This is a genomic window from uncultured Friedmanniella sp., assembly GCF_964244005.1.
In the GTDB taxonomy this organism is placed as follows: Bacteria; Actinomycetota; Actinomycetes; order Propionibacteriales; family Propionibacteriaceae; genus Microlunatus.
Genome location: NZ_CAXTHG010000006.1, coordinates 119,954 through 145,206, shown reverse-complemented (window position 1 = coordinate 145,206; position 25,253 = coordinate 119,954). Strand labels below are relative to the sequence as shown.

24 protein-coding genes are annotated in these 25,253 nt (G+C 73.2%); 16 read left to right on the top strand and 8 right to left on the bottom strand.

Features of this window, described 5'->3' with window-relative positions; translation table 11 throughout:
* Nucleotides 1-20: 20 nt before the first annotated feature.
* From ACFE76_RS05820 to ACFE76_RS05810, 3 genes are read right to left on the bottom strand one after another with little or no spacing between them, the layout of a single operon-like run.
* The gene (locus ACFE76_RS05820) at nt 21-731 is read right to left on the bottom strand and encodes a GntR family transcriptional regulator (RefSeq protein ID WP_375430806.1); all 711 of its coding nucleotides are present in this window, start codon (nt 729-731) and stop codon (nt 21-23) included.
* A gap of 58 nt (nt 732-789) precedes the next feature.
* Nucleotides 790-2,031 (bottom strand): M20 family metallopeptidase, encoded by a 1,242-nt coding sequence (locus ACFE76_RS05815; RefSeq protein ID WP_375430805.1) that lies wholly within the window; start codon nt 2,029-2,031, stop codon nt 790-792.
* Complete coding sequence (locus ACFE76_RS05810) at nt 2,028-3,512, bottom strand: gamma-glutamyltransferase (protein WP_375430804.1); 1,485 nt, start codon at nt 3,510-3,512, stop codon at nt 2,028-2,030. The genes ACFE76_RS05815 and ACFE76_RS05810 overlap by 4 nt, the downstream gene beginning before the upstream one ends.
* A 55-nt stretch (nt 3,513-3,567) precedes the next feature.
* On the opposite strand from ACFE76_RS05810, the gene ACFE76_RS05805 reads away from it, so the two are divergent.
* The 9 genes from ACFE76_RS05805 to ACFE76_RS05765 all read left to right on the top strand — a co-directional run bounded on the left by ACFE76_RS05805 (nt 3,568) and on the right by ACFE76_RS05765 (nt 12,826).
* A complete protein-coding gene (locus ACFE76_RS05805; RefSeq protein ID WP_375430803.1) occupies nt 3,568-4,005 on the top strand; it encodes a heme-binding protein in 438 nt (145 codons plus the stop codon).
* Entirely contained in the window at nt 4,002-4,748 is a 747-nt protein-coding gene (locus ACFE76_RS05800; protein ID WP_375430802.1) for an SDR family NAD(P)-dependent oxidoreductase, read from the top strand. Before ACFE76_RS05805 ends, ACFE76_RS05800 begins: the two co-directional genes overlap by 4 nt.
* Nucleotides 4,745-5,947: a diaminopropionate ammonia-lyase gene (locus ACFE76_RS05795; protein ID WP_375430801.1), complete on the top strand. Its 1,203-nt coding sequence runs from the start codon at nt 4,745-4,747 to the stop codon at nt 5,945-5,947. The genes ACFE76_RS05800 and ACFE76_RS05795 overlap by 4 nt, the downstream gene beginning before the upstream one ends.
* An 8-nt stretch (nt 5,948-5,955) precedes the next feature.
* Nucleotides 5,956-6,810 carry an N-acyl homoserine lactonase family protein gene (locus ACFE76_RS05790; protein ID WP_375430800.1) on the top strand — a complete coding sequence of 285 codons (855 nt, stop codon included), beginning with the start codon at nt 5,956-5,958 and terminating at the stop codon, nt 6,808-6,810.
* Nucleotides 6,807-7,616 carry an SDR family NAD(P)-dependent oxidoreductase gene (locus ACFE76_RS05785; RefSeq protein WP_375430799.1) on the top strand — a complete coding sequence of 270 codons (810 nt, stop codon included), beginning with the start codon at nt 6,807-6,809 and terminating at the stop codon, nt 7,614-7,616. Before ACFE76_RS05790 ends, ACFE76_RS05785 begins: the two co-directional genes overlap by 4 nt.
* Before the next feature lie 114 nt (nt 7,617-7,730).
* The gene (locus ACFE76_RS05780; RefSeq protein ID WP_375430798.1) at nt 7,731-9,308 is read left to right on the top strand and encodes an ABC transporter substrate-binding protein; all 1,578 of its coding nucleotides are present in this window, start codon (nt 7,731-7,733) and stop codon (nt 9,306-9,308) included.
* Between the two features lies 1 nt (nt 9,309).
* Nucleotides 9,310-10,167, top strand: a complete 858-nt coding sequence (locus tag ACFE76_RS05775) for an ABC transporter permease (protein ID WP_375430797.1) — start codon at nt 9,310-9,312, stop codon at nt 10,165-10,167.
* 11 nt (nt 10,168-10,178) lie between these two features.
* Complete coding sequence (locus ACFE76_RS05770) at nt 10,179-11,165, top strand: ABC transporter permease (protein WP_375430796.1); 987 nt, start codon at nt 10,179-10,181, stop codon at nt 11,163-11,165.
* The gene (locus ACFE76_RS05765; protein ID WP_375430795.1) at nt 11,162-12,826 is read left to right on the top strand and encodes an ATP-binding cassette domain-containing protein; all 1,665 of its coding nucleotides are present in this window, start codon (nt 11,162-11,164) and stop codon (nt 12,824-12,826) included. The genes ACFE76_RS05770 and ACFE76_RS05765 overlap by 4 nt, the downstream gene beginning before the upstream one ends.
* A 16-nt stretch (nt 12,827-12,842) precedes the next feature.
* Here ACFE76_RS05765 and ACFE76_RS05760 read toward each other — a convergent pair whose 3' ends face one another.
* Nucleotides 12,843-14,135, bottom strand: coding sequence for a DUF2064 domain-containing protein (locus tag ACFE76_RS05760; RefSeq protein ID WP_375430794.1), 1,293 nt, complete (start codon nt 14,133-14,135; stop codon nt 12,843-12,845).
* Nucleotides 14,132-14,833: a glycosyltransferase family 2 protein gene (locus ACFE76_RS05755; protein ID WP_375430793.1), complete on the bottom strand. Its 702-nt coding sequence runs from the start codon at nt 14,831-14,833 to the stop codon at nt 14,132-14,134. The genes ACFE76_RS05760 and ACFE76_RS05755 overlap by 4 nt, the downstream gene beginning before the upstream one ends.
* A gap of 84 nt (nt 14,834-14,917) precedes the next feature.
* Here ACFE76_RS05755 and ACFE76_RS05750 point away from each other — a divergent pair, with 84 nt between their 5' ends.
* The 4 genes from ACFE76_RS05750 to ACFE76_RS05735 are packed head-to-tail and all read left to right on the top strand — an operon-like array spanning nt 14,918 to nt 18,484.
* Nucleotides 14,918-15,634: a response regulator transcription factor gene (locus ACFE76_RS05750; protein ID WP_375430792.1), complete on the top strand. Its 717-nt coding sequence runs from the start codon at nt 14,918-14,920 to the stop codon at nt 15,632-15,634.
* Nucleotides 15,627-16,814 carry a sensor histidine kinase gene (locus ACFE76_RS05745; protein ID WP_375430791.1) on the top strand — a complete coding sequence of 396 codons (1,188 nt, stop codon included), beginning with the start codon at nt 15,627-15,629 and terminating at the stop codon, nt 16,812-16,814. The genes ACFE76_RS05750 and ACFE76_RS05745 overlap by 8 nt, the downstream gene beginning before the upstream one ends.
* A 48-nt stretch (nt 16,815-16,862) precedes the next feature.
* Nucleotides 16,863-18,071: a molybdopterin-dependent oxidoreductase gene (locus ACFE76_RS05740; protein WP_375430790.1), complete on the top strand. Its 1,209-nt coding sequence runs from the start codon at nt 16,863-16,865 to the stop codon at nt 18,069-18,071.
* Complete coding sequence (locus tag ACFE76_RS05735) at nt 18,068-18,484, top strand: hypothetical protein (RefSeq protein WP_375430789.1); 417 nt, start codon at nt 18,068-18,070, stop codon at nt 18,482-18,484. Before ACFE76_RS05740 ends, ACFE76_RS05735 begins: the two co-directional genes overlap by 4 nt.
* On the opposite strand, the gene ACFE76_RS05730 is transcribed toward ACFE76_RS05735, so the two are convergent.
* Complete coding sequence (locus tag ACFE76_RS05730) at nt 18,469-19,860, bottom strand: hypothetical protein (RefSeq protein WP_375430788.1); 1,392 nt, start codon at nt 19,858-19,860, stop codon at nt 18,469-18,471. The two genes, ACFE76_RS05735 and ACFE76_RS05730, sit on opposite strands and share 16 nt — an antisense overlap.
* A gap of 59 nt (nt 19,861-19,919) precedes the next feature.
* Between ACFE76_RS05730 and ACFE76_RS05725 the strand changes: the two genes are divergently transcribed.
* Together ACFE76_RS05725 and ACFE76_RS05720 are read left to right on the top strand one after the other, a co-directional pair.
* Nucleotides 19,920-20,915, top strand: coding sequence for an NAD-dependent epimerase/dehydratase family protein (locus tag ACFE76_RS05725; protein WP_375430787.1), 996 nt, complete (start codon nt 19,920-19,922; stop codon nt 20,913-20,915).
* Nucleotides 20,916-21,045: 130 nt separating this feature from the next.
* Nucleotides 21,046-21,954 (top strand): TIGR03619 family F420-dependent LLM class oxidoreductase, encoded by a 909-nt coding sequence (locus ACFE76_RS05720; protein ID WP_375430786.1) that lies wholly within the window; start codon nt 21,046-21,048, stop codon nt 21,952-21,954.
* 236 nt (nt 21,955-22,190) lie between these two features.
* Here the strand turns inward: ACFE76_RS05720 and ACFE76_RS05715 are convergent, their stop codons facing one another.
* On the bottom strand, nt 22,191-23,042 hold the full coding sequence (locus tag ACFE76_RS05715) for an SMP-30/gluconolactonase/LRE family protein (RefSeq protein WP_375430785.1): 852 nt from the start codon (nt 23,040-23,042) through the stop codon (nt 22,191-22,193).
* Between the two features lie 105 nt (nt 23,043-23,147).
* Here ACFE76_RS05715 and ACFE76_RS05710 point away from each other — a divergent pair, with 105 nt between their 5' ends.
* Nucleotides 23,148-23,741, top strand: coding sequence for a dihydrofolate reductase family protein (locus ACFE76_RS05710; protein WP_375430784.1), 594 nt, complete (start codon nt 23,148-23,150; stop codon nt 23,739-23,741).
* On the opposite strand, the gene ACFE76_RS05705 is transcribed toward ACFE76_RS05710, so the two are convergent.
* Nucleotides 23,715-24,935, bottom strand: a complete 1,221-nt coding sequence (locus ACFE76_RS05705; protein ID WP_375430783.1) for a GAF domain-containing protein — start codon at nt 24,933-24,935, stop codon at nt 23,715-23,717. The two genes, ACFE76_RS05710 and ACFE76_RS05705, sit on opposite strands and share 27 nt — an antisense overlap.
* Nucleotides 24,936-25,253 lie beyond the last annotated feature (318 nt).

Below are 25,253 nucleotides of genomic sequence, written 5' to 3'. Positions count from 1 at the left end.
GGGCGCCTCGTGCCCTGGGGTCAGGGGGCGGCGGGATGGAAGAGCAAGCCGCGGACGGCAGCGCCGGTCTCGACGATGTGGGCTGCGGCGATCCGGGCGGCGTGGTCGGGCTGGGCCTCGCGGACGGCCTGGGCGAGGCTGCGGTGCACCTCGATCCAGTCACTGCCCAGCTGGTCCTCGACGGTGGAGAAGTAGAACCGGGCCCGCTTGCGCAGGCCGACGGCGGTCGTCTTCAGCACCGAGTTGTGGGCGGCGGTCGTCAGGGTGTCGTAGAAGGCGGAGTTCGAGGAGCTGATCACGGCGACGTGGTCCCGGGAGCGCTGAGCCTTCTCCCCGGCCCGGACGGTCCGTTCGAGCAGGGTGAGGTCGGCGTCCGTGCGGCGCTCGGCGGCCCAGCGCGCCACGTGCCCCTCCACCAGCGCCCGGAACTCGAACAGCTCGGTCAGCTCCTGCTCGGTCCGCTCGCGCACCCGGACGCCGTAGCGCGGCTTGATGTCGACCCAGCCGGCCTCGTGCAGCGAGCGCAGCGCCTCCCGGATCGGGATCCGGCTGATGCCGTAGTGGGTCGCCAGGTCGTCAGCGTGGATGCGGCCGCCCGGTTCGAGCATGCCGGTGATGATCGCCTCTTCGAGCAGGTCGAAGAGCATCGAGGGCAGGGTGCTGGCGCCCGACAGCAGCGGCAGCGCCTGCGCCGGTGCGGCGGGGCCGTCGAGAGATCCTCGGGTGGTCACAAATACTCCGAACTCGGTGGTGATCGGGACACTAGGGAGAGGCGTCGAGGCGACGTGTTCAGATTCGTAGAAAGTGCAGCGCCGTCAGCGCGTAGAGGCCGACGCAGTCGAGCACCTCCTGCTCCTCGGCGTAGTCGTCGATACCGGCCGACCAAGTCGGTTGCGGTCCGTAGCAGAGCGCCGGCACCTGACGCTGCCGCCACCGGCTCGCGTCGCTCGCGGGCAGGCGGACGGCCATCGTGGTGTCGCGGCCGAGCAGGGCCCGGGTCGCACCCACCCACGACCGGGCGAGCGGTGAGGCCGGGTCGGTCCAGTTGGGGTCCCAGCCCTTGATGCGCTTCACCTCGACCTCGTCGAGGTCCCCGAGCACGGTCTCGACCAGGGCTTGCGCGTCGTCGGCGCTGAGCCCGGGCGGGAGTCGGAGATCGAGCTCAGCCTCGGCGCGGGTGGCGATCTGGCCGACGAACGTGCCGCCCGCGACCGTGCCGGCGTTGACGCTCAGGGCGAGCTCACGCTCGACGGCGGCGCTCCAGGAGGCGGCCAGCTCGGGTGGCAACGCCGACGGTCGCCCGTTCAGGTCGTCGACCGCGACCAGGGCGCGGGCCAGCCGGGCCGTGGCCGACGTCCCGCGCTGGACGGCGGAGGAGTGCCCGCCGTCAGCGCGGGCGGTGAGGCGCAACCAGAGCACCCCCTTCTCGGCCACGGCCAGCCGCTTGAACCCCGGCCCCTCGCCGCAGATCAGCCCGTCGCCGGCGAAGTCGGGGTGCTGCCGCAGCAGGTGGGCCGCGCCGTGCTCGCCGAAGACCACCTCGTCGCTGACGGCCAGGAAGGTGACCCGGCCGCACCACCGGTCGCGCGTCCGGTGCAGCAGCTCCACCGCGCTGACCATGGCGGCGACCGCACCCTTCATGTTGCCCATGCCGAGCCCGTACAGCCGTCCGTCGGTCCGGGTCAGCTGCCAGACCGGGACCGTCCAGAGGCTCTCATCGCCCGGCGGCATGGTGTCCAGGTGCACGTTGAGCACCAGGTGCGGCCCCGGCCGCCCGGAGTCCAGCTCACAGACGACCGACGGCATCTGTTCGACGTCGCGTTCCAACCGGGCCGCCAGGCCAGCCGCGGTGAGGGCGGCCCGGACCAGGTCGGCCATCTCGCGGGTGTCCCCGGGCGGGTTGACGCTCGGTGCGGCCACCAGGTCGGCGCAGCGCTCGACCACCGACGAGGCGACCTCGGACGTGAAGTCGCGGACGAGGTCGGCCGTCGCGGTGAGGTCGGCCGTGTTGGTGAGGTCGGCGGGGCTCATGCGACGGCCGAGCTGACCTGGCGGCGCCAGTCGGACACGCAGAACGGTCCGTCGTCGTCCACGCCCGCACCGACCACCCCCCCGAACACCGGGTCGCCGGCCGGACGGACGATGACGTCGTGGCCGCGTGCGGCCAGCCCGGCGAGCGCGGGATGGCCGTCCTCCAACAGCAGGGCGCCGCCCTCGGTACGCCAGCGGAGCGCGGCCACCGCCTCGCTCAGCGTGAGCGGCCCCTGCCGCAGGGCAACGAGGATCTGGAGCAGGGTCTGGACCTGCCCGTCCGCGCCCGGGGTGGCCAGCGCCAGCACCGTACGGCCCTCGACCAGGGCGGGCGCCAGAGTGTGCACCGGCTTGCGGCCGCGCCCGGGCGCGTTGGCGCCGTCGGTGAAGCCCGCCGCCCGGTTGTTGAGGGTGAGACCGAGCTCGGGGACGTAGACCGCGGAGCCGAAGTCGTCGAACACGCTGACCAGTGACGACACCACGAGGCCGTCGGCATCGGCGGCCGCCACCCCGGCGGTATGCAGGTACGCCCGGGGACCGCCGCGGTGCGCCGCACGCTCGGGGTCCACCGGCAGCGGCTCGGACAGCAGCTCGGCTCCGCGGCCGCAGTCGGAGCGGTGGGCGAACACCGCCTCGGTCAGCTCGACCAGCAGGTGAGCCAGTGCGTCGTCGTCGGCCGGCTGCTCCGCAGTGCCGAGCCAGACCGACTCCAGCTCGTGCAGCGCCATCGCCAGCAGCACGCCCTGGGTCATCGGCGGCTGGACGTGGACCGCAGCGCCGCCCCAGCGGACGGTCACCGGCTGCCGGACGTCGGTGGTGTGCGCAGCCAGGTCGGCTTCGTCGAGCCAGCCGCCGTTGCGTCGGACCGCGCCGGCCACCGCCACGGCCGCCGGCCCACGGTAGAAGGCGTCCGGGCCGTCGTCGCCGACCGCCTGCAGCAGGTCCGCCAGCTCCGGCTGCCGCCACCGCTCACCCACGCGTCGGTGCACCAGGTCCCAGGCCTGGGCGCCGCCCGTCAGCAGCCGTGCCCGCTGGGCCGTGACGGCCACCGAGAGCGACTGCGTCAGGGCCACCCCGTCGCGGGCGAGGCCGAGGGCCGGTGCGAGCACGGCGCCGAGCGGCAGCCGGCCGGCCGATCCGTGCATCGCCGCCCACGCGGCGACCAGGCCCGGCGTGGTGACGGAGCCGCCACCCGTCAGCCACAGATCGGGCGTCGCCTCGAGGGCGCTGGCGCCGGTGCCGTTGACCGCGACCGTGGTGCCGTCCGGCCGCCGGACCAGAGCCAGCAGGTCGCCACCCAGCGAGGCGGCCTCCGGCATCAAGACGCAGACGACGGCGGACGCTGCGACGACGGCGTCCACGGCGTTGCCTCCCTGCCGGAGCACGTCGGTGCCGGCGGCGGCGGCCAGCGGGTGAGCCGCGGAGACCGCGCCGAGCCGGCCACGCTGCTGGGCCACTGGAGTCCGGGTGGTTGCGGGCATCTCGTCCTCGTCCGTCTCGGTTGACTGCGCTGACGGGATGAATTATAAAGCATATATGACTTCGACCGTCTCGACCCCCGACATGACGCTCGCGCTGGCCGAGCAGGTCCTGACCGGGCTCAAGGCGGAGGCGGCCGCGGTCGAGGTGGCGCTGGCCGTGGCGGTGCTCGACCGCGGCGGCAACCTGGTCGCGGCGCTCCGGATGGACGGCGCCCAGCTCGGCGCCAGCTCACTCGCCTTGGACAAGGCCTACACGGCAGTCGCCTTCGGGCTGCCGACCGGAGCCTGGGTCGCCAGCTCGACGCCGGGCGCGAGCGACTGGGGCCTCGCGTCGACCCTGGACGGTCGAGCCGTCGTCTTTCCGGGCGGGGTGCCGGTCTTCCTCGACGGTCACCTGATCGGTGGCGTCGGCGTCAGCGGCGCCAAGTCCGTCGTCGACGAGGCGTGCGCCGAGAAGGCCGTCCTCAGCGCAGGCCTGGCGACCGTCCGATGACGACGATCCTGGTGGCCGGCGGCGCGTCCGGCATCGGCGCGGCCGCCATCCGGGCCTTCCGGCTGCGCGGCGACGACGTGCTGCTGGCCGACCGGAACGCCGAGGCGGCCGAGCGGCTGGTGGGCGAGGAGCTGCCCGGCGCACTGCGCTTCCTGGCCGTGGACTTCGCTGAGGCGGGCGCCGCCTCAGCCGCGGTGACCGCGGCCGTCGAGCTCGGGCACGGCACCCTGGACGCCGTCTTCTACAACGCGGCCGTGCTCGCGGCCCGTCCGCTGGCCGAGTGGACCGCCGCGGAGTGGGACCACAGCACGGCGGTCAACCTGCGAGCGCCGTTCCTGGTCTGCCAGGCTGCGGCCCCGTACCTCGTGCGCGCCGCGCAGGGCCGGATCGTGCTCACGTCCTCGACCGGTGCGCTGCGCGGCCACGCGGGGATGCCGGCCTACCATGCCACCAAGGCGGGGCTGGTCGGGCTGGTGCGGTCGCTGGCCGACGAGCTCGGACCGCAGGGGGTCACCGTGAACGCGATCTGTCCGGGCTGGGTGGACACGCCCTTCAACGACGCCTACTGGGCTCACCAACCTGACCCGGCGGCGGCGTTGGCGGCGCTGACCGACAGCATCCCGCTGCGCCGCCAGGCTCGGAGCGACGAGCTCAGCGGGCTGCTGCTGTTCTTGCTGTCGCCCGCCTCGGGCTACCTCACCGGCCAGGCGCTGGTGGTCGACGGCGGGTACACGGCCGTATGAGCACCGCGCCCACCGTGTCCGCCGGCGTCAGCTGGTACGTCAACCAGGCCGCCGCGGCCACCGTGCCCGACCTCGGCTTCGGCGCCGTCAGCCGCCGACCGCTCGAGCGGCACGCGACCCTGCCCGGCTACGCACCCACCGCGCTGCACGACGTCGGCGAGCTCGCCGCGCGACTTGGGGTGGCGTCTTTGCTGGTGAAGGACGAGTCGTACCGACTGGGTCTGCCGTCGTTCAAGATCCTCGGCGCGAGCTGGGCGACGATGAACGCCGTCGCCGGCTGGTTGGGCCGCGACGTCGGTGACCTGACCCTGGAGGCGGCCCGCGACGCCCTCGACGGCGCCGGCGTCACCCTGGTCGCAGCCACGGACGGCAACCACGGCCGCGGGGTCGCCCGGATGGCTCGGTTGCTGGGCGCCGCGAGCACGATCCTGGTGCCGGTCGGCACGGCGCGGGCCCGGATCGAGGGGATCGCCTCCGAGGGAGCCGAGGTGCGGGTGGTCGACGGCACGTACGACGACGCGATCGCTGCGTCGGCGCTGCTCGCCGGCCCCACCGCGCTCGTGGTCTCCGACACGTCGTGGCCGGGCTACGCCGCCGTCCCGCGCGCGGTCGTCGAGGGCTACTCCACCATGTTCCACGAGGTCGACGACGAGATCGCGCGCCGCGGGCTGACCGCGCCGACCGTGGTCGCGTTCCAGTCCGGGGTGGGGGCCTTCGCCGCGGCCGGGCTGCGGCACTACCGCGGCCGCACCGGCCCCGAGGGCACGCCCGTCCGGACCGTGGTGGTGGAGCCGTCGACGGCCAACTGCCTGATGGCCTCGGCCCGCGCGGGCCAGATGATGGAGGTGCCCGGTCCCCACCGCTCCACCATGGCCGGGCTGAACTGCGGGCTGCCCTCGGAGCTGGTCTGGCCGATCCTGCAGGCGGGGACCGACGTCTTCGTCGCCATCGACGACCGCTGGACCGACGAGGCGATGCGTGCGTTCGCCGCCGCCGGGATCGTCGCGGGGGAGTCCGGCGCCGCAACCCTGGGTGCTCTGCTCGCGGCCGCTGACCAGCCCGAGCTGCGGGAGTCTCTCGGGCTGACCGCGGACGCGTCCGTGCTGCTGGTCGACACCGAGGGGGCCACCGACCCCGAGAACTACGCCGCCGTCGTCGGCCGCCCGCCCGCCGACGTCGCTCCCCGCAGCCAGGACTGAGCCGCGTCGTGGCCACCGCGAAACGGCTCTTCGTGCTGCAGTACGGCGCCGAGCGGGTGAGCAAGGCGCTCTCCCTGGTCGGCGGTGACCCGGAGCACTACTACTGGGAGCCGCTCTTCGGCGCCCTGGTCGAGACCGACGCGGGCTGGGTGCTGTTCGACACCGGGATGAGTCGGGCCAACCACGAGTCCGCCGAGGTGGAGCGGGTCTACCGCGGTGGGGAGGCGGCGACGGAACCGCTCGACGAACGGCCCTGGCACCTGCGTCCCAGCCCGCCGGCCGACCGTTGCACCTGGGGCCTGCCCGGTGACCCGCTGGTCGCCGCCCTGGCGCCGCTCGGCCTGCAGCCCGGCGACCTCAGCCTCGCCGTCGTCAGCCACTTCCACTGGGACCACTCCGGCGGGATCGCGACCCTGGCCGCGGCGGGCGTCCCGGTCGCCGTGCACGCCGACGAGCTGGCCTGGGCGCGCAGCGGCGCCCCGTTCGACGCCGGCTTCGACGCTCGCGACTGGACGGCGCCCGGCACCCAGTGGCAGACCGTCGACGCCGAGACCGAGGTGGCGCCGGGCGTCGCGCTGCTGCCGACACCCGGGCACACCCCGGGCCACCTCTCGTGCTGGGTGACCCTGCCCGGGACGGGCTCGTGGATCTTCACCGCCGACGCTACCGACCTTGCCCAGAACCTGCTGGACGACGTGCCCTGCGGCTCGTGCGCGGGCGGGACCGCCGCCGACGAGCAGCAGGCCGAGGAGTCGCTGGCGCTGCTGCTGGCCCGGACCCGGGAGACCGACGCCCGACTGATCCCGGGGCACGACCAGGTCGTCCTGAACGCGATCCGCCACCCACCCGGAGGCCACCGATGAGCGACCCGTCCCCGCCGCCTCCGGGGCTGCTCGCCGGACGAGTCGCGGTCGTGACCGGGGCCGGCCGCGGGATCGGCCGCGAGGTGGCCAGCGCCTTCGCCGCCCACGGGGCCTCGGTCGCCCTCGCCGACGTCGATCCCGCCGGGGTCTCCCTGGCCGCCGACGAGGTCGCGGCGGCGTACGGCACCGCGACGCTGGCGGTCGAGATGGACGTGACCCAGGCCGACAGCGTGGCGAGGGCGGCCAACCTGATCGAGGCGACGTTGGGCCGCTGCGACGTGGTGGTCGCCAACGCCGGCATCCTCATCCTCAAGCCGGCGCTCGCGATCACGCCGGCGGAGTTCGCCCGGCTGATCGAGGTCAACCTGACCGGAGCGTTCCTGACCGCCCGCGAGTTCGCCGGCCGGCTGGTGAGCGGCGGGCAGCCAGGTTCGGTGATCTTCACCTCGTCGCTGTTCGGGCTGCGCGGCGGGGCCGGCAACGCGGCTTACTCGGCCTCGAAGTTCGGGCTGATCGGACTGGCGGAGTCGATGGCGGCCGACCTGGCGCCGGCTGGCATCCGGGTCAACTGCGTCTGTCCTGGCCAGATCGACTCCGACATGCTGCAGCAGCTGTTCGTCGACCGGGCGGCCGGAGCGGGGACGACGCCCGCCGACGAGCAGGCGGGCTTCGAGCGACGGATCCCACTGGGCCGGCTGGGCTCGGCTGCGGCCGTCGCGGACGGCTTTGTCTATCTGGCCTCGGGTCTGAGCAGCTACGTCACCGGCCAGAAGCTGGTCATCGACGGCGGCTGGAGCGTGGGCTGACCGCTCGTCGCTGAGGCGTCGCGCGAGACCGGTACCTGGGTGTTACCCAATGGTCATAAGTGTACTATATTATAAATAATCAAGTTTGCGTCGGCCGACCAACACGGGGGACCCATGAAGAGACCATCCTGGATCGTGGCGGTCGTCGTCACCGCTCTCCTCACCGCGACCGCCGCGTGCAGCGGGGCGGGCGGGACGTCCGACAGCCCCAGCGGGACGGGCGGTGACGGCTCAGCCACCCTGCACATGGCGCTGTCAAGCGACCTGACCACGCTCGACCCGACCATCGGGTACCAGGGCAGCCCGGTGCTGACCTCGGTCTATGAGGGTCTGCTCGACTACGCTCCCGACTCGACCGCCACCATCGTTCCGCTGCTGGCGGCGAGCTACGCGGTCTCGGCGGACGGCCTGACCTACACGTTCAAGCTGCGGACCGACGTGAAGTTCGCCGACGGCACCACGATGGACTCCGCCGCGGTGAAGCAGAGCTTCGAGCGGACGACCGACAAGAAGGTCGCCTCGCAGATGGCGTACATGGTGGGCAGCGTCAAGAGCTACGACACCCCCGACCCGGCCACGTTCGTGATCCAGCTGAAGACTCCGGTCGCGTCCTTTGCGTCGCTGCTGGCCAGCCCGTTCGGACCGAAGATCTTCGACCCCAAGGTGCTGGACGAACACAAGTCCGACTCGGCCGTGGCCTACCTCAAGACCCACACCGCCGGCACCGGCCCGTACGTGGTCTCCTCCGTCAACACCGGTACCGAGTACACGCTGACCCGCAACGACACCTACTGGGGCGCCAAGCCGCACTTCGGCAGTGTGTCGTTCAAGATCATCCCGGACGTCGCGACCCAGGTGCTGCAGCTCCAAGGCGGCGACCTGGACGTGATCAGCGGTCAGCCGATCGCCACCGTGCAAAGCTTTGCCGGCCAGGACAAGTTCCACATCGAGGCCCAGCCGTTGCTCCAGAAGGCATGGCTGCACGTCAACTCCACCGGTACCATGGCCGACCTCAAGCTGCGCGAGTCGCTGCGGGCAGCGATCGACCGGGACGCGCTGGTCAAGCAGGTCTGGGGCAGCTACGCCACGCCGTCCACGCAGATGTACCCGGTCGCCAGCCTGCCCGACGGGTTGGCCGCCGACAGCTGGACCTATGATCCCGCCGCGCTGAAGACCCTGGCCGCGGGCAAGACGATCACCCTCGGCTACATCGCCGGCCTCTCCCAGGACGAGCAGGTCGCCCAGGCGCTGCAGGCTCAGTGGCAGCAGCTCGGCGTCGACGTCACGGTGGTGCCCACCCAGGGCGCGGACTACTACGGCTTCAGCAAGGACCCGAGCAAGGCGCCCGACCTGCTCTACGAGGCGTCCTATCCCGACTCGGCCCACCCCGACGCCTGGGGGCGGCTGTTCTTCTACTCCGACCAGTCCCAGGGCAGCGGCGGGCTCAACTACCTGCTCACAGGCTCGAAGGAGGCCGACACCCTGATGGACGACGGCCTCGCCGAGCTCGACCCGGCGAAGTCCGCCGAGGACTACGGAAAGGCCGGCGACCTCTTGCACAACCAGGTCGGCTACATCACGCTGGCTGACATGCAGGACGTCTTCGTGGCCCGGTCTGGCATCTCCGGCTTCGGGCACTGGCTGCCGACGCCTGGGACATTGGTGCTGAAGAACCTCACCGAGACGCCCTGAGGTGACGACCGAGACCGTTGCCCCACCCCGCCGCCGGCTGCCGCTGCTCAGCGGGCTGCGCCGGACCCAGGTCGGTCTGCTCGAGCGGGTCGCCCTCGTGGCGGTCGTCGTCCTCACGCTGCTCTTGCTGGCGGTGCCGGCGGTCCTGCCGCACACGGCCCGTGACATCGTCGGTGACCCGTTCGTGGCTCCCGGCGGGCACTTCTGGCTGGGTACCGACAGCCAGGGCCGGGACGTCTTCTCCCGGGTGCTCCTCGGGCTGCGGACGAGCTGGTTCGGTGCGCTCGCGGTGATCGTGCTGGGCGCCTTGGTCGGGGGCACGATCGGCCTGGTCGCCGGCATCGCCGGCGGGGTGGTCGACACCGTCTTGATGCGGCTGACCGACGCGGCCCTCGCCCTGCCCGGCACGCTGGTCGCGCTCATGGTGGTGGCCGCGCTCGGCCCGAGCCTGCGCAACACCCTGCTCGCCGTGGCCGTGACCTGGTGGCCCTGGTACGCCCGGATCGTACGCGGCCAGACCCGGACCGTGATGCAGCTGCCGCACGTCGACGCGGCCCGGCTCGGCGGCTTTTCCGCCGTCCGGCGGGCGCTGGTCCACGTGCTGCCGGGCAGCCTGGGCCCGGTGCTGGTGGCGGCCTCGCTGGACATCGGGTCGGTGTTGCTGGTGCTGGCTGGGCTGTCCTTCATCGGTCTCGGCTCCCCGGCGCCGGCGGCCGAGATCGGCAGCATGTCGGCCAACGGCCTGACGTACCTGTTCAACGCCCCCTGGATCGCGCTCGCGCCCGCCGTCGCCCTGTTCGCGGTCGCGGTGCTGGCCAACTTCGCCGGGGACGGCCTGCAAGAGCTGGCGGACGCCTGATGCTGCGGCTCGTGCTCCTTCGCATCGCCTCGCTGGTCGGGGTGCTCCTGGTGTTGACCCTGGCCGTCTTCTTCATCCAGCGGACGCTGCCCGCCGACCCGGTCCGGCTGCTCGTGGGCCGTAACGCGACGCCGGAGGTGGTCGCCGCGACCCGGACCCGGCTCGGGCTGGACGACCCGTTCGCGCTGCAGTACGTGCACTTCCTGGGCCGGCTGCTGCACGGCGATGCCGGCACGTCGCTGCGGACCCGCAACCCGGTCAGCGCCGACGTGCTGCGCTACCTGCCGGCCACCCTCGAGCTCGTCGCCGTCGCCACCGTGATCGCCGTCCTGGGCGGACTGCTGCTCGGCGTCCTCAGCGCGCGGGGCGGCTGGGTCTCCGGCGTGGTCCGGCTGCTCACCGTCGCGGGCTCCTCGTCGGCGACCTTCCTGGTCGCGATCGTGGCGATCCTGGTGCTCTACCGCAACCTGGGCTGGTTTCCGGCCGGCGGCCGCAGCGGGGAGTTCTCCAGCTCCAAGCCCACCGGCTTCCTGCTCGTCGACACCCTGCTCGGCGGGGACCTGCCGGGCTGGCTGGACGCCCTGCACCACATCGTGCTGCCGGCCGCCGTGCTCGCGGTCGGCTCGACCGTGGCCATCGGCCGGACGCTGCGTGGCTCGCTGCGGCGGGTGCTGGGCAGTGAGTTCATCCGCTCGGCCCACGCCAAGGGCTTCACCTGGTCCCAGGTCAACCGCCGGCACGCGCTACGCAACTCGGCCAACCCGGCCCTGTCGATGGCCGGGCTGCAGGTCGGTGCGCTCTTCTCCGGCTCGATCGTGGTCGAGCTGGTCTTCTCCTGGCCCGGTGTCGGGGGCTATCTCGCCAACTCGATCGGGGCGGCCGACTTCCCGGCCATCACCGGTGTCGTGCTCGTCCTGGGGGTGGTCTACGTGGTGATCAACTTCGTCGTCGACATGCTGCAGCTGGCCGTCGACCCGCGGCTACGGCGGGCCCGGTGAGCGGCACCGTCGTGGGTGCGGGTCGTGTCGTCCAGGTCCGCGACCTGCGGGTCGAGTTCGAGACCGGGGACGGGACGTTGGCGGCGCTGAAGGGGGTCAGCCTGGACATCGCCGCGGGCGAGATCGTCGCACTGGTGGGCGAGTCCGGTTCGGGCAAGAGCGTGTTCGCGAGCTGCCTGATGGGCCTGCCGCCCGTCAGTCGCCGGACCACCGTGACCGGTTCGGTCCAGGTGGCCGGGGTGGACATGATCGACGGGGAGGACGGCAGCCGTCGCGAGGTGCGCCGGAACCTGATCGGGGCCGTCTTCCAGGACCCGCTGACCTCGCTCGACCCGACGATGCGGATCGGTGACCAGGTGTGCGAACGCGGGGCCGACGAGGCCCGCGGGGTGCTCGCCCTCACCGACTGCGGGGTGCCCGAGCCGGAGATGCGGATGCGGCAGTGGCCGCACGTGCTGTCCGGCGGGCTGCGGCAACGGGCCAGCATCGCCGGCGCGATCAGCACCGACGTCCGGCCGCCGCAGGGGACCGGCGAGGACGCCCGCCGGATCGCCGAGCTGACCGCGGCTCGGGACGGCACCCCGGTGCTGCTCGTGGCTGACGAGCCGACGACCGCGCTGGACGTCCGGGTGCAGGCACAGATCATCGCCCTGTTCGCCCGGCTTCGACAGGAGCACGGCTGCTCGATCGTGCTGATCACCCACGACCTCGGCGTCGCCGCCCAGATCGCCGACCGGATCGCCGTCATGTACGCCGGCGAGATCTGCGAGCTCGGCCCGGCCGCGGAGGTGCTGGCGCACCCGCAGCACGACTACACCCGGCGGCTGCTGGCCGCCCGGCTCGACGTGAACAAGGTGGTGACGCGGGAGCGGCCGCTCGCTCCCACGCCACAAGTCGACGGGCCCGACCCGGCGCCCGTGCTCGCGGTGCACGACATCGTCAAGACCTTTCCCCGCCAGGGCGGTCGTCGTGGGGACGTCTTCACCGCCGTCGGCGGGGTCTCGCTGGCCGTACCCCCCGGCGGGTCGCTGGCCCTGGTGGGGGAGAGCGGCTGCGGCAAGTCGACCCTGCTGCGGATCGCCACCGGGCTGACCAAGCCCGACTCCGGGACGGTCGAGGTCACCGGCTCGGCGCGGCCGCAGCTCGTCTTCCAGGACGCCGGGTCGTCCCTCACCCCCTGGCTGAGCGTCAACTCCCAGCTCGTCGAACGGCTGCGGACCCGCGGCCTCTCCCGCACTGACAGTGCGGCGGCGGCCGCCGACCTGCTGGAGCGCGTGGGTCTCGATCCGCGGATGGGTCGTGCTCGGCCGCGCGAGCTGTCCGGCGGACAGCGGCAGCGCGCCGCGATCGCCCGGGCGCTGGCGTCCTCGCCCCAGATCCTGGTCTGCGACGAGCCGGTCAGCGCGCTGGACGCCTCCCTCGCCGCCCGGGTGCTCGACCTGTTGGACGAGCTGCGGGTGACTCTCGGCGTCGCGATCTTGATGGTCACCCACGACCTCGCCGTCGCCCGGCGGATCGCCGAGGACCTCGCGGTGATGTACGCCGGGGAGATCGTGGAGCGCGGCAGCGTCGAGGCTGTGTTCGCCGACCCGCAGCATGCCTACACCCGCGACCTGATCGCCGCCTCGCCGACGATCTACCGGTCTGCCACCGGCAGCTGACCGGGCGTTGGTGCGCTCAGCGCAGCCGGAGGGCGACGAAGGCGCGGCCGCCGGCGACCCACTCCTCGTTCAGCACCAGATCCAGGCTGACGGCCAGCCGCATCAAGGCGGTGGCGCCGACCTGGGACCAGGCGATCGGGACCGAGCTGACGCCGGGCGCCCGCAGCACGACCTGGTGCACCTCGTGGCGTTCGGGTTCGGGGTCGACCTCGCAGATGATCAGCCCGCCGGGCGCGACGAGGTCGCGGCAGCGGCGTAGCAGCGCGGACGCGTCGCCGCCGATCCCCAGGTTGCTGTCCATCAGCAGCGCCGTGCCCCAGCGGCCCTCGGCGGGCAGCGTCTCGCTCACCTGCCGACGCAGCGCCGGACCGCCGCGGGTCCGGGTGGTCTCCACGGCGACCTGTGACATGTCGACGCCCAAGGCCGCCCGGCCGGAACGGCTCAGGGCCCGGACCATCCGACCGGGCCCGCAGCCCAGGTCGAGGACGGGCGGCTCGCACCGGGAGACGACCATCTCGTCGACGCCGTCGGCCTCGGCCGACCACCGCCCGACGTCCAGCACCAGGGCGGACGGGTCGGCGTCGCGGACGGTCTCGCTCGTGACCGTGGCCTGGCCGGCGTACGCGGAGTCGAACAGCCGGTCGCTGCTCTGCTCGAGCCGTGCCCCGACCAGGGCTGACCAGCAGCGGGAGAACGCCAGCCCGGGGTTGGCCGTGGCCACCGCCTCGGCGTCCGCCGGGGTGTCGACGTCGCGCAGCGGAGGCAGCAGCCGTACCTGCAGACCGAGGTCGAACAGCCGGGCCAGCTGGGCCGAGCCCGTCCGGTCCGTCGACATCGGGACGCCGGCGAAGATGTCGGCGGGGTGGCCGGCGCGCAGGCCGATCGCCCAGAACCCGCCGTCCTCGCTCAGGCCGAGCAGCGCGTCCGCGCCGTCCCAGCTCACCTCCAGGTGGGCCGGGCGGACCTGTGGGGTGTCCATCCCGATCAGCAGCGCCCGGTCGGTCCGGCGGGATCGGGTCTCGGTCCAGACCGCCGCGAACGCCACGTCCAGCCGGTCGTTCAAGGTGCCGGCCCGCTGGGGCACCACCTCGAAGCCGTCGTCCCAGCCCGCCGGGTCGCCGTCGAAGGCCAGGACCCGGCGCCCGGGGGCCGCCCGCCGCACCACGTCGAGGGTGTCCTGCAGCGACGCGGCCGCGAGCTCGGCGGCCTCGTCGGGGGTGAAGCGGGTCTGCAGCCGCGTCTTCACCCGTCCCGGCCGCGGCTGCTTGGCGAGCACGATGACGGTGTCGGCGCGGGGTCCACCGGTCACCGGGCCAGCACCGCGCTCATGTCGCGGACGGCCCGCCAGGCGCCGAGCGGGGTCCCGGTCACCTTGGACCGGCCGCGGCGGGGCAGGTAGTCGACGTCGACCGCCGTGACCCGCCAACCGGCGTCGGCGGCGCGCACGACGGTCTCCACGGGATAGCCCGAACGCCGGTCCTGCAGGTCCAGCGCCAGCAGCGGCAGCCGCACCGCCGCCCGCATCGGTCCGAGGTCGCGCAGGGTCAGCCCCGTCCGACGGCGCAGCCGCCTGGCCATCTCGGCGTTGGCCAGCCGGAGCGTCCAGCTCTGGCTGCGGCGGCTCACCAGCCGGCGAGCCCCCACCACCAGGTCGGCCGAGCCCCCGCGTACGGGCGCCACCAGCTCGGGCAGCTGGCGCGGGTCGAGGCTGGCGTCGGCGTCCATCACCGCCACCAGCCGAGCCGTGGCCGCCAGCAGCCCCGCGTGGCAGGCCGCGCCGTACCCCCGCTGGGTGGCCCGGACCACCGTCGCGCCGAGGCCCTCGGCGATCTCGACCGACCCGTCGGTCGACCCGTTGTCGACCACGATCGGCCGAAAGCCCGGCGGCATCCGGCCGAGCACCCACGGCAGCGCGTCCGCCTCGTCGAGGCAGGGCAGCACGACGTCGCAGTCCGGCGCCTGCTCGAACATCTGGTCCACCGTCTGCCTCAGGCTCCGCGCGATCACCGGCACCGACCTGGGGGCTTGCGTCGGCTCCTGGAGTGTACGCAATTCGGCCTTTCGGTACGCGTCGGCTCTAGAGTGCCAAGCGTGGCTGCCGGCATCTTGGTCGTTGAGGACGACCGCGTCATCGCCGAGGTGGTGCTCGCCTACCTCGGCCGGGCCGGGCACCGGGTGGTCTGGAGCGCGGACGGCAGCGAGGCAGCCCACGTCTGGTCGCGGAGCGCGCCGGACCTGGTCATCCTCGACCTGATGCTGCCCGGCCTCTCCGGGCTCGAGCTGTTGCGGCGGCACCGCCGCGCCGGCGGGACCGCCCCGGTGATCATGCTGTCCGCGGCGGGTGAGGAGGAGGACCGGCTGGTCGGCTTCGAGACCGGGGCCGACGACTACGTGGTCAAACCGTTCTCGCCGCGCGAGCTGGTGCTGCGGGTCGAGGCGCTGCTGCGCCGCAGCGAGCGGCTCGCGGTGACCCCGGTGGCCGAGGCCCCGATCCAGGTCGGACCGCTGACCCTCGACCTGGCGGCTCGGGAGGTACGCCGCGACGGGGAGCCTCTGCTGCTGACCACGCGCGAGCTCGACCTGGTCGCCTTCCTGGCCCGGCACCGGGGTCAGACCTTCTCCAAGGCCGAGCTGCTGCGCCGGGTCTGGGGCTGGGACTTCGGTGACACCTCGACCGTCACCGTCCACGTCCGGCGGCTGCGCGAGAAGGTCGAACGCGACCCGTCCTCGCCCGAGCTGGTGCTCACGGTCGGCCGCGCGGGTTACCGGCTGGCGCGGGTCGACGAGCTGGGGGTCGACGATGCATGACCTGGTCGTCGTCCTCGGGCTGAGCCTGGGCAGCTGTCTGGTGGTGGGGCTGCTCGGCGCGGTCCTGCTGCAGACCGGACGCCGGCGCTCGATGCGCTACCTGCTGATGGTCGCCACCCTGCTGCCGGTGCTGGCGGTGGTCGCCGCGTCCCTGGTCAACGTCGGGTACATGTTCCTCTCCCCGCACGACGCCGGGGTGATCCTGATCGGGCTGGCCACCTCGCTGACTCTCGCGGTCGGTGGTGCCTGGTGGGTGACCTGGCGGATCACGACGGCTTCACGCGCCGTCGGGGTCGGCCTCAGCCAGCTCGTGGCCGACAGCTCGGCGCTGGACCGCTCGGACACGGCCCCTGCTCCTGGCCGGGACCGGAGCGCCGCCCCCCAGGAGCTCGCCCGGCTGATCGCCGAGCTGGCCGAGACGCGGCGGACGCTGGCTGAGTCCCGCGCCCGGGAACGGGCGGCCGAGGAGGCCCGGCGCGAGCTGGTGGCCTTCATGTCGCACGACTTGCGGACGCCGCTGTCGGGGCTACGGGCGCTCGCCGAGGCCCTGGAGGACGGCATCATCGCCGACGTCCCGCGGGCGCTGTCCCACCTGCGGTCCACGGTCGCCCGGATGGCCGGCCTCGTCGACGACCTGTTCGCGCTGTCCCGGGTGCAGGGGGCGCGACCGAGCCGGCCGCCGGTGCTCGTCTCGCTGACCGAGCTGCTCACCGACGTCGCGTCAGAGCTCGGGCCGGCGGCCGCTGCCGCCGAGGTCCGGCTCGAGGTCGACCTGCCCGTGGACGACCGGCTCGCGGTGCTGGGCTCGTCCGACGACCTGGCCCGGGCGCTGGCCAACCTGGTGGCCAACGCGGTCCGGCACACCGAACCCGGCCTGGCCGTCCGGCTGGAGGCGGCACGCTCGCGCGAGGGCGCCGTCCAGGTCGCGGTGATGGACGGCTGCGGCGGCATCCCGGACGCCAACCTCGGCCGGGTCTTCGACACCGGCTGGCGGGGTACGCCCTCCCGCAGCGGCGACGACGGCGGCGCCGGTCTGGGGCTGGCGATCACCCGCAGCGTCGTCGAGTCGCACGCCGGTTCGATCGGGGTCCGCAACGTCGACGGCGGCTGCCGCTTCGAGCTGCAGCTGCCTCCGCCGGGCCTGCGCCGCGCTCAGGGGGCGGACGTTCGCGAGCGGTAACCGGCGCAGGGGCAGACAGGGCGGCCGAGCGTGCCTAGTGTCGGTCAGGTGTTCCCCGTCCTCGGCGCCGTCCTGCGGCTGCGGCCGCCGCGCACCGAGGACTTTCGCTCACCCGTGCACGACGCGGTCGTGGTCGCCCGCCTCGGCCGGTGGCTGGGCATCGCCGTGGTCATCTGCTTCGTGACCGGGCTGATCAGCCACAACGCCCAGAGCGTCACCGGCGTCGGGCTGGTGCCGTGGCCGAGCTGGGGCTATCGGCTGAGCCAGGGCCTGCACGTCGCGACCGGCATCGCGGCCATCCCGCTGCTGCTCGGCAAGGTCTTTGCCGCCTACCCGCGGCTCTTCGCGTCCCCCGCGCTGCCCAGGCCCGACCTCGACGGGCTGCCGGTGCTGCTCGAACGCGGCTCGATCGGCGTCCTGGTCGGGGCGGCGTTCTTCGAGCTGTCGACCGGGCTGCTCAACATCAACCAGTGGTACGTCTTCGGCTTCGGGTTCGTCCCGGTGCACTACGCGCTCGGCTGGATCATGATCGGCGCCCTGCTCGTGCACGTTGCGGTCAAGCTGCCGGTGATCCGTCGGCACCTCACCCGGGCGGGACGGAATGAGGCTACTTCCCCACAGGCACAGGGATCTGAGCCGTCTGAGCCGCAGACCAGCGAGCGGCGGGGCTTCGTCCGGGGCGTGCTCGCGGTCAGCGGGGTGCTGACCCTGCTGACGGTCGGCCAGTCGTTTACCCCGCTGAGCCGGCTGGCTGTGCTCGCGCCACGGCAGCCGCGACAGCACAACGTGCGCGGCGTGCCGATCAACAACACCGCTGCTCTGGCCGGGGTCGACGTGGCTGACGCCGCGACCAGCTGGACCCTGACGCTGGTCGGCGCGACCGGAGCGGTCCGGACACTGACCCTCGCCGAGCTCACCGCGATGCCGAGCACCACCGTCCGGCTGCCGATCGCCTGCGTCGAGGGCTGGAGCGTGATGGCGAGCTGGACCGGCGTCCGGATCCGCGACCTGCTCGCGCTGGTCGGCGGCAGCGGCGGCTGGGCGGCGCGGGTGACCTCGCTCGAGGAGGGGTCCTCCTACAGCGTCTCGACGCTGCCGCCGGCGTTCGCCGACCACGAGGACACGCTGCTCGCCACGGCGCTGAACTCATGCGTGCTCGAGGCCGACCACGGCTATCCGGCGCGAATCATCGCGCCCAACCGGCCCGGCGTGCTGCAGACCAAGTGGGTGCAGCGGATCGAGGGGCTGCTGCCGTGACCGCGTCCCGGTTCGTGCTGGGCGCGGTCGGCGTCGTCGCCGGACTCTTCGGCCTGTACGCCTTGGTCAGCCGGCTGCCGGTCGCCCAGTTCTGGCCGATCCTGCGCTGGGGGGTGCTTGGCATCGTGCTGCACGACGCGCTGCTCGCCCCGCTCGAGGTGCTGCTCGGCTGGCTGCTGGTCCGACGGCTGGCCGCGCGGTCGAGCGCGGCCGGCTGGGCGGGCCGGTTCGGGCTGGTCTGTCTGCTGCTGGTCACCGCCGTCATCGTGGGCGCCCGGGTGCAGCGGCAGAATCCGACCGTGCTCGCGGTGAGCCCGCTGGTCGCCCTCGCGGTCGGGCTGGCGGCGCTGGGGCTGGTCGTGGTCGCGCTGCTGGTACGGGATCGACCACGCCGCGATCACCAACCGGTGTAGAGCAGGTGGTTGACCGCGATCGCCCAGCCGGCCGCGGCCACCAGCGCCCAGGCGGCCGTCCGGCCACGCAGCAGGGCCACTCCGGCGTAGGCGGCCACCCCGAAGCCGAGCCAGATCCGTTCGGTCTCGGCCTTGGACAGCGCCGAGACGTCGGCCAGGGCGGCTGCGCCGACACCCGCGAGGCAGATCAGCGCCACCACCCGGTCCTGGGTCCACGGGCCGCGGCGACTGAGGACGAGCGTCGCGAGGGCTCGACCCACGCCGACGGCCAGCAGCGGCGAGCAGCTGACCAGCCAGGCGGCCGGGTTGGCGTAGACGAAGTAGGAGAACGGCCGCTGCGACGCGACCCCCTGGTAGTAGCGGACGCGCAGCTCGGCCAGGCCGGTGAACCAATTGAAGCCGAGCGCCAGGTGGGCCGCCGCCACGGCGAGCGCGGCCGCGACGGCGACCAGCCACGGACCCCGGACCGCACGCCAGCCGAGCCGGCGGACGGTCAGACCGAGGGCGACGAGCGCCACCACGCCGAAGAGCACCAGGCCGTAGCTGAGGAAGACCGCGGCGCCGAGCAGCAGTCCGCCGGCCAGCGCCGAGCCGTACCGGCGGCGGGCCGCCCCGCGGCAGACCAGGGCCAGCCCGGACGCGGCGGCGCCGGCGAACAGCCCGTCCGCGGAGACGGCCATCCAGACCGAGCCCGGGAACAGGGCGGCGAACGGGACCAGCCGACGGGCCGCGTCGGGGGCGCCGAGCCCGCGCAGCGTGACCGGCATCGCGACCGCGGCCGTCGAGGCGACCAGGATGCACAGCGCACCGGCCCAGAAGCCGCCGCCGAGCCCGACCCGGTCGAGCGCCCAGAAGACCAGGGTGGCCAGCGGGGGGTGCGCGGCGACGTGCGTGGTCCAGACGTCGTCGCCGGTGACGCCGTCGCCGAAGGCGATGACGTGGGTGAACGTCCGCAGGAACTCCGCCGGGTCGGTGATCCGGGGCAGGTCGTGCAGGTACTCGTTGGGGTCGAGCAGGATGGCGACCCAGCCGCGCCGGAAGCCGTCGATCAGGGCGAGCGAGCAGAGCCAGGACACGGCCAGCAGCCAGCCGCACAGCAGCAGCCGTCGCCAGCTCAGCCTGGCCGCGACCTGCTGCAGCCGCAGCCCGACCACGACGCAGAGCAGCGTGAGCGGCGTGCCCGCCCCGGCGTGCGGGTGCCAGAACGCGAGCAGCGGCGGCGTCGGCAGCAGGATCTCGTCGCCGCGGTCCACCAGCAGCCGACCGACGACGGCCGCGACCGCGATCAGGGCCAGCCCGGCCGCCAGCGCCAGCGGGTCGGCGCGGCGCCCCGTGCTGACGGGGGCGTCCGGGAGCGGGTCGATCGCGATCGGCACGCTCGCTCCTTCCCCTCAGCCCGACGTCGGAGCCCCTATCCTCGTCCCGTGGACCGCGGATGAAGGTGTTGGTGACCGGCGGGGCGGGCTTCATCGGCCGTAGCGTGGTCGAGCAGCTGCGCCGGCAGGGGCATGAGCCGGTCGTCTTCGACCGCGCCACAGATCCTCGGGACGACATCACCGACCGGTGCCGGCTCGCGGCCGCGCTCGAGGGCTGCGACGGCCTGGCGCACCTGGCGGCCAAGGTCGGGCTGGGGCTCGACCTCGACGACATCGACGACTACGTCCGGCAGAACGACCTCGGCACCGCCGTGGTGCTCCGGGCGGCGGCGGCCGCAGGTCTTGGCCGGATCGTCTACGCGTCGTCGATGGTCGTCTACGGCGAGGGCGCGTACGCCTGTCCGCAGCACGGGCCGACGCACCCGCCCGCGCGTCAGGTCCTCGACCTCGACGCCGGCCGCTTCGACCCGCTGTGCCCGCAGTGCGGGTCCGACCTGGTGCCGGGGCTCGTGCCCGAGGACGCCGCCCTCGACCCACGCAACGTCTACGCCGCCACCAAGGTGCACGGCGAGCACCTGGCCGCCTCCTGGTGCCGCGAGACCGGCGGCTCGGTCGCGGCGCTGCGTTTCCACAACGTGTACGGACCCGGGATGCCGCGGGACACCCCGTACGCCGGGGTGGCGTCGCTCTTCGCCAGCGCCCTCGCCCGGGGGGAGGCGCCGCGGGTGTTCGAGGACGGCGGGCAGCGTCGCAACTTCGTCCACGTGCACGACGTGGCCGGCGCGGTGGTCGCCGCGCTGGACGGTGGGTCGGACGCCGAGCTGGCGCCCGGGGTGACGCCACTGAACATCGGCTCACCCGACGTGACGACCATCGGCCAGATGGCGGCAGAGATGAGCCGCGTCCTCGGCGGCCCGGAGCCGGTGGTCACGGGCGCCTACCGGCTCGGCGACGTCCGGCACATCACCGCCGACTGCTCCGCCGCCGAACGGGTGCTCGGCTGGCGCGCCGTCCGGCCGCTCAGCGCGCTGGCCGAGCTGCGCGTCCCTGATTAACGACCCCGAGAAGCCCGAAAACGGTCGGAGCGGACCAAAAACCTTCGTCTCGGGGTCGCTTTTCAGGGAGGGTCGTTCCGCAGGAGGATGGCAGTCAGGGCTCGGTGGCCGGTGTCGGGAAGGAGGAGCGGTGATCGTCGGAGTGAACCTGCGCAACTTCGGCCCGCTCGCGCACCGGGACGCGGTGCTGGCGGTCGCGCTGGCTGCGGAGGAGCTCGGCTACGCCTCGCTCTGGACCTCCGACCACGTCGTGCTGCCCACCGACATGACCTCGCTCAGCGACCCGGCCGACGACCACTACGACCCGACGGGAGCCCTGCTGGAGAGCCTGGTCACGCTCGCGTTCGTGGCGGGCCGGACCAGCACGATCCGGCTCGGCACCTCCGTCCTGGTGCTGCCGCAGCGTGAGCTGCACCTGATGGCCAAGCAGGTGGCCACACTCCACCACCTGAGCGGTGAGCGGTTGCTGCTGGGCGTCGGCGTCGGCTGGGTCGAGCGCGAGTACGCGCTGGTCGGGGCCGACTACGCGCACCGCGGTGAGGTGGCGGACGAGCATCTCGTCGCGCTCCGCACGCTCCTGGAGACCACGCCGCCGGTGCACCACGGCCGCCGGCACGACTTCGACGACGTCCTCTTCGCGCCCCGTCCGGTCGTCGGCATCCCGCTGCTGGTCGGCGGGGACAGCCCGCCGGCGCTGCGCCGGGCGGCCCGCTACGGCGACGGGTGGCACGCGTACGGGTTGTCGCCGGCCGAGATCGAGGCGGGACTGGCGACCATCCGGCAGCACGGGGCGCGGTCGGACTTCGAGGTGAGCCTGCGGATCCGTACCCGGCTGGACCCCGCCCCGCCGGCCGGTGGCGGTGACGTCGGCGCCCTGCTCGAGGGCAGTACGGCCCAGGTCGTCGACGCGATCGGCCGCTACGAGCAGGCCGGGGTCGCGCACCTGGTCGTCGACCTCGGTACGCCGGACCCGGCCAGCTACGTCGAGCAGCTCGAGGCGTTCGCCGCGGACGTCGTGCCCCAGCTCAGCCCAGGCTGAGGTCGCCTCGCCTCCGGACGCGGACTGACCGGCGTCGGTCCTGGCGTGGCTTCGTGACTGCTTCCACGCCGACCGAGATCGCCGGGCTGGACACCATCGGCTCGCCCTGGGAACCGCCGCCGGCCGTTACCGAGCTCGAGCACCTTGCCGGGGCGGACACGCCGACCTGCTGCGCAAGTCCGTCGACGGCGTCACCGGCGAGGAGCCGCCGCCCGTAGACCATCGTGCGCGTCCGCTCAGAGCGCGCAGGTCAGGACGGGCAGGCCGGGCACGGCTGCGTCGGCGCGGAAGATCGAGCCGGCGGCGGGCTGATCGTCCGGGCCGAGGTTCTCCCGCGAGGTGGTGATGTAGAGCGTGGTCAGATCCGGCCCGCCGAGGGTGCAGGAGGTGACCTGGGTGGCGTCCACCTCGATCACGTCGGTGAGCCGGCCGGCCGCGTCGTAGTGGTGCACGGCTCCGCCGCCGTAGAGGGCCGTCCAGACCCCGCCGTCCGCGTCCACGGTCAGCCCGTCCGGGTTGCCCGGCCCCTCGGCCACCGTCACGAACGGCCGCCGTCCGGTGAGCTCGCCGTCGGACAGGTCGAAGACGTCGATCCGCCGCGTGGTGGTGTCGGTGTAGTAGGCGCGCGATCCGTCGGCGGTGAAGCCGAGCCCGTTCGAGATCGTGACGTCGCCGAAGAGCGGCTCGACGCTACGGTCCCGGTTGAGCCGCCACATCGTGCCCGCACCGGGGGCGCCGTCGTAGGCCATCGACCCGCAGAGAAACCGGCCGGCCGGGTCGCAGCTGCCCTCGTTGAAGCGGACGGGTGCCTCCCACAGCGGCGGCGAGGTCCACTCCCGCCCGTCCGGCCCCCACAGGGCCAGCTCCCGCTCGGTCGCCACGACGAAACCGCCGCCGACCCGCGGTCGTACGCACGCCGCGACCGGCGACCCGACGTCGATCCGGCTGATCGCGCCGGTCGTCTCGTCGAGGCTCAGCACGGCGCCGGCGAGCAGGTCGACCAGGCGCAGACCGCCCCAGCCGTCGAACCACACCGCGCCCTCGCCGTGGTAGGTCACCCTGCCGGTCACCCGCTCTGCTGCCGTCATGGCCGTCCTTCCCCTGGGGGGCTCTGGATCGATGAAGCACCCCGCAGCCGATGATTCTCGGGTCGGGGCACGGTCTGCAGCCTGACAGCAACGATCTGGAGGTGGATGGTGGGAGCCCTGCACGTACACGAGTTCATCAGCCTGGACGGGGTGATCGACACCCCGACCTGGACCGCACCGTACGGCTTCGACCCCCGGATGGGCGAAGCCGTCGCGGCGGTGACCGCGCCGTGCCGCGGCATCCTGCTCGGCCGGCTGACCTACGAGATGTTCGAGCAGGGCTGGTCGAACCGGACCGTGGAGGACGATCCGGGGGCGCCCTTCTTCAACGACACCACCAAGTACGTCGTCTCGAAGACGCTCGCCGAACCGACCTGGCGCAACACCGAGGTGCTCGGCGGCTACGATCCCGAGGCCGTCCGGTCGCTCAAGGCCCGCGTCGACGGCGACCTCTACGTCAGCGGCAGCGGCACCCTGGTCCGGGCGCTGCTGGCCGACGGCCTGGTCGACGCGCTGCACCTGTTCACGTACCCGACCGCGCGCGGCTCGGGGCCGCGACTCTTCACCGAGGAGATCGCGCCGGGCACCTTGACGCTCGTGGCAAGCGAGGCCTACGACAACGGAGTGGTCTACCTGCACTACCGGCGGGTGGACGCGCCAGCCGCGGGTGGCTCAGGGGCCCACGGAAGCCAGCGCTGACCGGCCGGGCGGGCTGAGGGAGTCGCGTACCTCGCGGATGGTCTCGTCGATGTCGCCGATGGCGGAGCTGAGCCGTTCCCGGACGGCCGTGTCGGTGACGGCCGGCTCGGCGGTCTGCAGCTTCAGGCCGACCGAGAAGAGCCGCTGGATCACGTTGTCCTGCAGGAGCCGGGCGATCCGCTCGCGTTCCCGCTGCACCTCCAGGTGCTCGTGGGTGACCCGGGCCTCGGCCAGCTCGAGCGCCAGTCCGGCCTGGCGGGCGAAGTCTTCGGCCATCCGCAGGTCGGCGTCGGCGAAGAGCGGCTGGTCGGCGCGCCGGCTGGCGACGATGGCGCCGAGCCGTTGGCCGGGAGACCCGAAGGGGACAGACAGCACCTGAGCAAGCGGGCGCTCCGGCTGGATCTCGGCGTGCAGACAGTAGAGCTCGCCGGCCATCCGCAGCTGGCCCTCGTTGCCGTTCATCGCGGCTTGGTCGAAGCTGCCGGGCCCGGGATAGCTACGGTGGGCCAGCTCCTCGGCCCCCAGTCCGGCGGCGACGCGTACCTCGAGCACCTCAGGGTCGTCGAAGCTGGGGACGACGATGGTCACGGTCGCCGCCGCTGCCAGCCGCAGCACGTGTTCGGCGATGTTCTGGGCGATCCCGACCACCCCGTCCGCCAGCGTCAGCAGCTGCCGCCCGACCTCGGTCGAGGCGCTCAGCCAGTCACCGCGTCGTTCGGACTCCTCGAAGGCCGTGGCGCAGTCGACCCCCACGCCGGTGGTGTCGGCGAGGGTCGCGAGCAGGTGTCGGTCGTCCTCATGGAAATGGTCCGCGCTGCGCGGATACATCACACAGATCGTGCCGTAGAGCCCAAAGCCGGTGTGGATCGGGACCGCCATGAAGCGCTGTGCCATCTCAGGCTCGTCGTCCTCGCTCGGCCCGAGCGGCACCTTTGCCGCGTTCAGGTAGGCGGCACCCAGGGTGAGGAGGGCATCCTGCGAGGCGGCCACCTCGTCGGGGTCGGACGCGCTGTACACGATCCGGTCGGCCTGGCCCGTTCTCGGGTGGTAGAGCACGATCGCCGCCCACTTGGCGTCAGTGGTGTCCGCTGCGGCGTGGACCGTCCGCTCCAGCCGGCCGGCGACACTCAGCTCGCGCCCCATCACGCAGATCGCCTGGGTGAGCTGGGCCCATCGCGCGTCACGGGCGGGCACGCCGACAGCCGAGCCCCAGGCGCTGTCCGAGACTGAGTCGAGCACGGGGTGGGACATGGCGGGGCCTCGCGTTCCGGGTCCGGCCGGGGCCCCCGCGGGACCGGATCTACTTCTGAGTAGAACAATTCTGCGACTCCCGACTTGAGGTGTCAACCACGCCGAGCCCGTGTCGTCGACCGCGCACAGGGGTCGACGAGCGAGACGAACAACTGATGCAGCGGGCGAATAACACCGATGGAATTCCACTGATGTTCTTTATCGAACGGTAATTCTTACGCCGTGAATCTCTTGCGGTAACGAATTGGCATCGCTACTTTC

What these genes read in the sequence shown, in the direction of transcription:
- ACFE76_RS05815 (WP_375430805.1), bottom strand. Translation starts at nt 2,031, where the DNA reads ATGAGCCCCGCCGACCTCACCAACACGGCCGACCTCACCGCGACGGCC.
- ACFE76_RS05785 (WP_375430799.1), top strand. Translation starts at nt 6,807, where the DNA reads ATGAGCGACCCGTCCCCGCCGCCTCCGGGGCTGCTCGCCGGACGAGTC.
- ACFE76_RS05800 (WP_375430802.1), top strand. Translation starts at nt 4,002, where the DNA reads ATGACGACGATCCTGGTGGCCGGCGGCGCGTCCGGCATCGGCGCGGCC.
- ACFE76_RS05810 (WP_375430804.1), bottom strand. Translation starts at nt 3,512, where the DNA reads ATGCCCGCAACCACCCGGACTCCAGTGGCCCAGCAGCGTGGCCGGCTC.
- ACFE76_RS05795 (WP_375430801.1), top strand. Translation starts at nt 4,745, where the DNA reads ATGAGCACCGCGCCCACCGTGTCCGCCGGCGTCAGCTGGTACGTCAAC.
- ACFE76_RS05745 (WP_375430791.1), top strand. Translation starts at nt 15,627, where the DNA reads ATGCATGACCTGGTCGTCGTCCTCGGGCTGAGCCTGGGCAGCTGTCTG.
- ACFE76_RS05710 (WP_375430784.1), top strand. Translation starts at nt 23,148, where the DNA reads ATGGTGGGAGCCCTGCACGTACACGAGTTCATCAGCCTGGACGGGGTG.
- ACFE76_RS05715 (WP_375430785.1), bottom strand. Translation starts at nt 23,042, where the DNA reads ATGACGGCAGCAGAGCGGGTGACCGGCAGGGTGACCTACCACGGCGAG.
- ACFE76_RS05780 (WP_375430798.1), top strand. Translation starts at nt 7,731, where the DNA reads ATGAAGAGACCATCCTGGATCGTGGCGGTCGTCGTCACCGCTCTCCTC.
- ACFE76_RS05805 (WP_375430803.1), top strand. Translation starts at nt 3,568, where the DNA reads ATGACTTCGACCGTCTCGACCCCCGACATGACGCTCGCGCTGGCCGAG.
- ACFE76_RS05725 (WP_375430787.1), top strand. Translation starts at nt 19,920, where the DNA reads ATGAAGGTGTTGGTGACCGGCGGGGCGGGCTTCATCGGCCGTAGCGTG.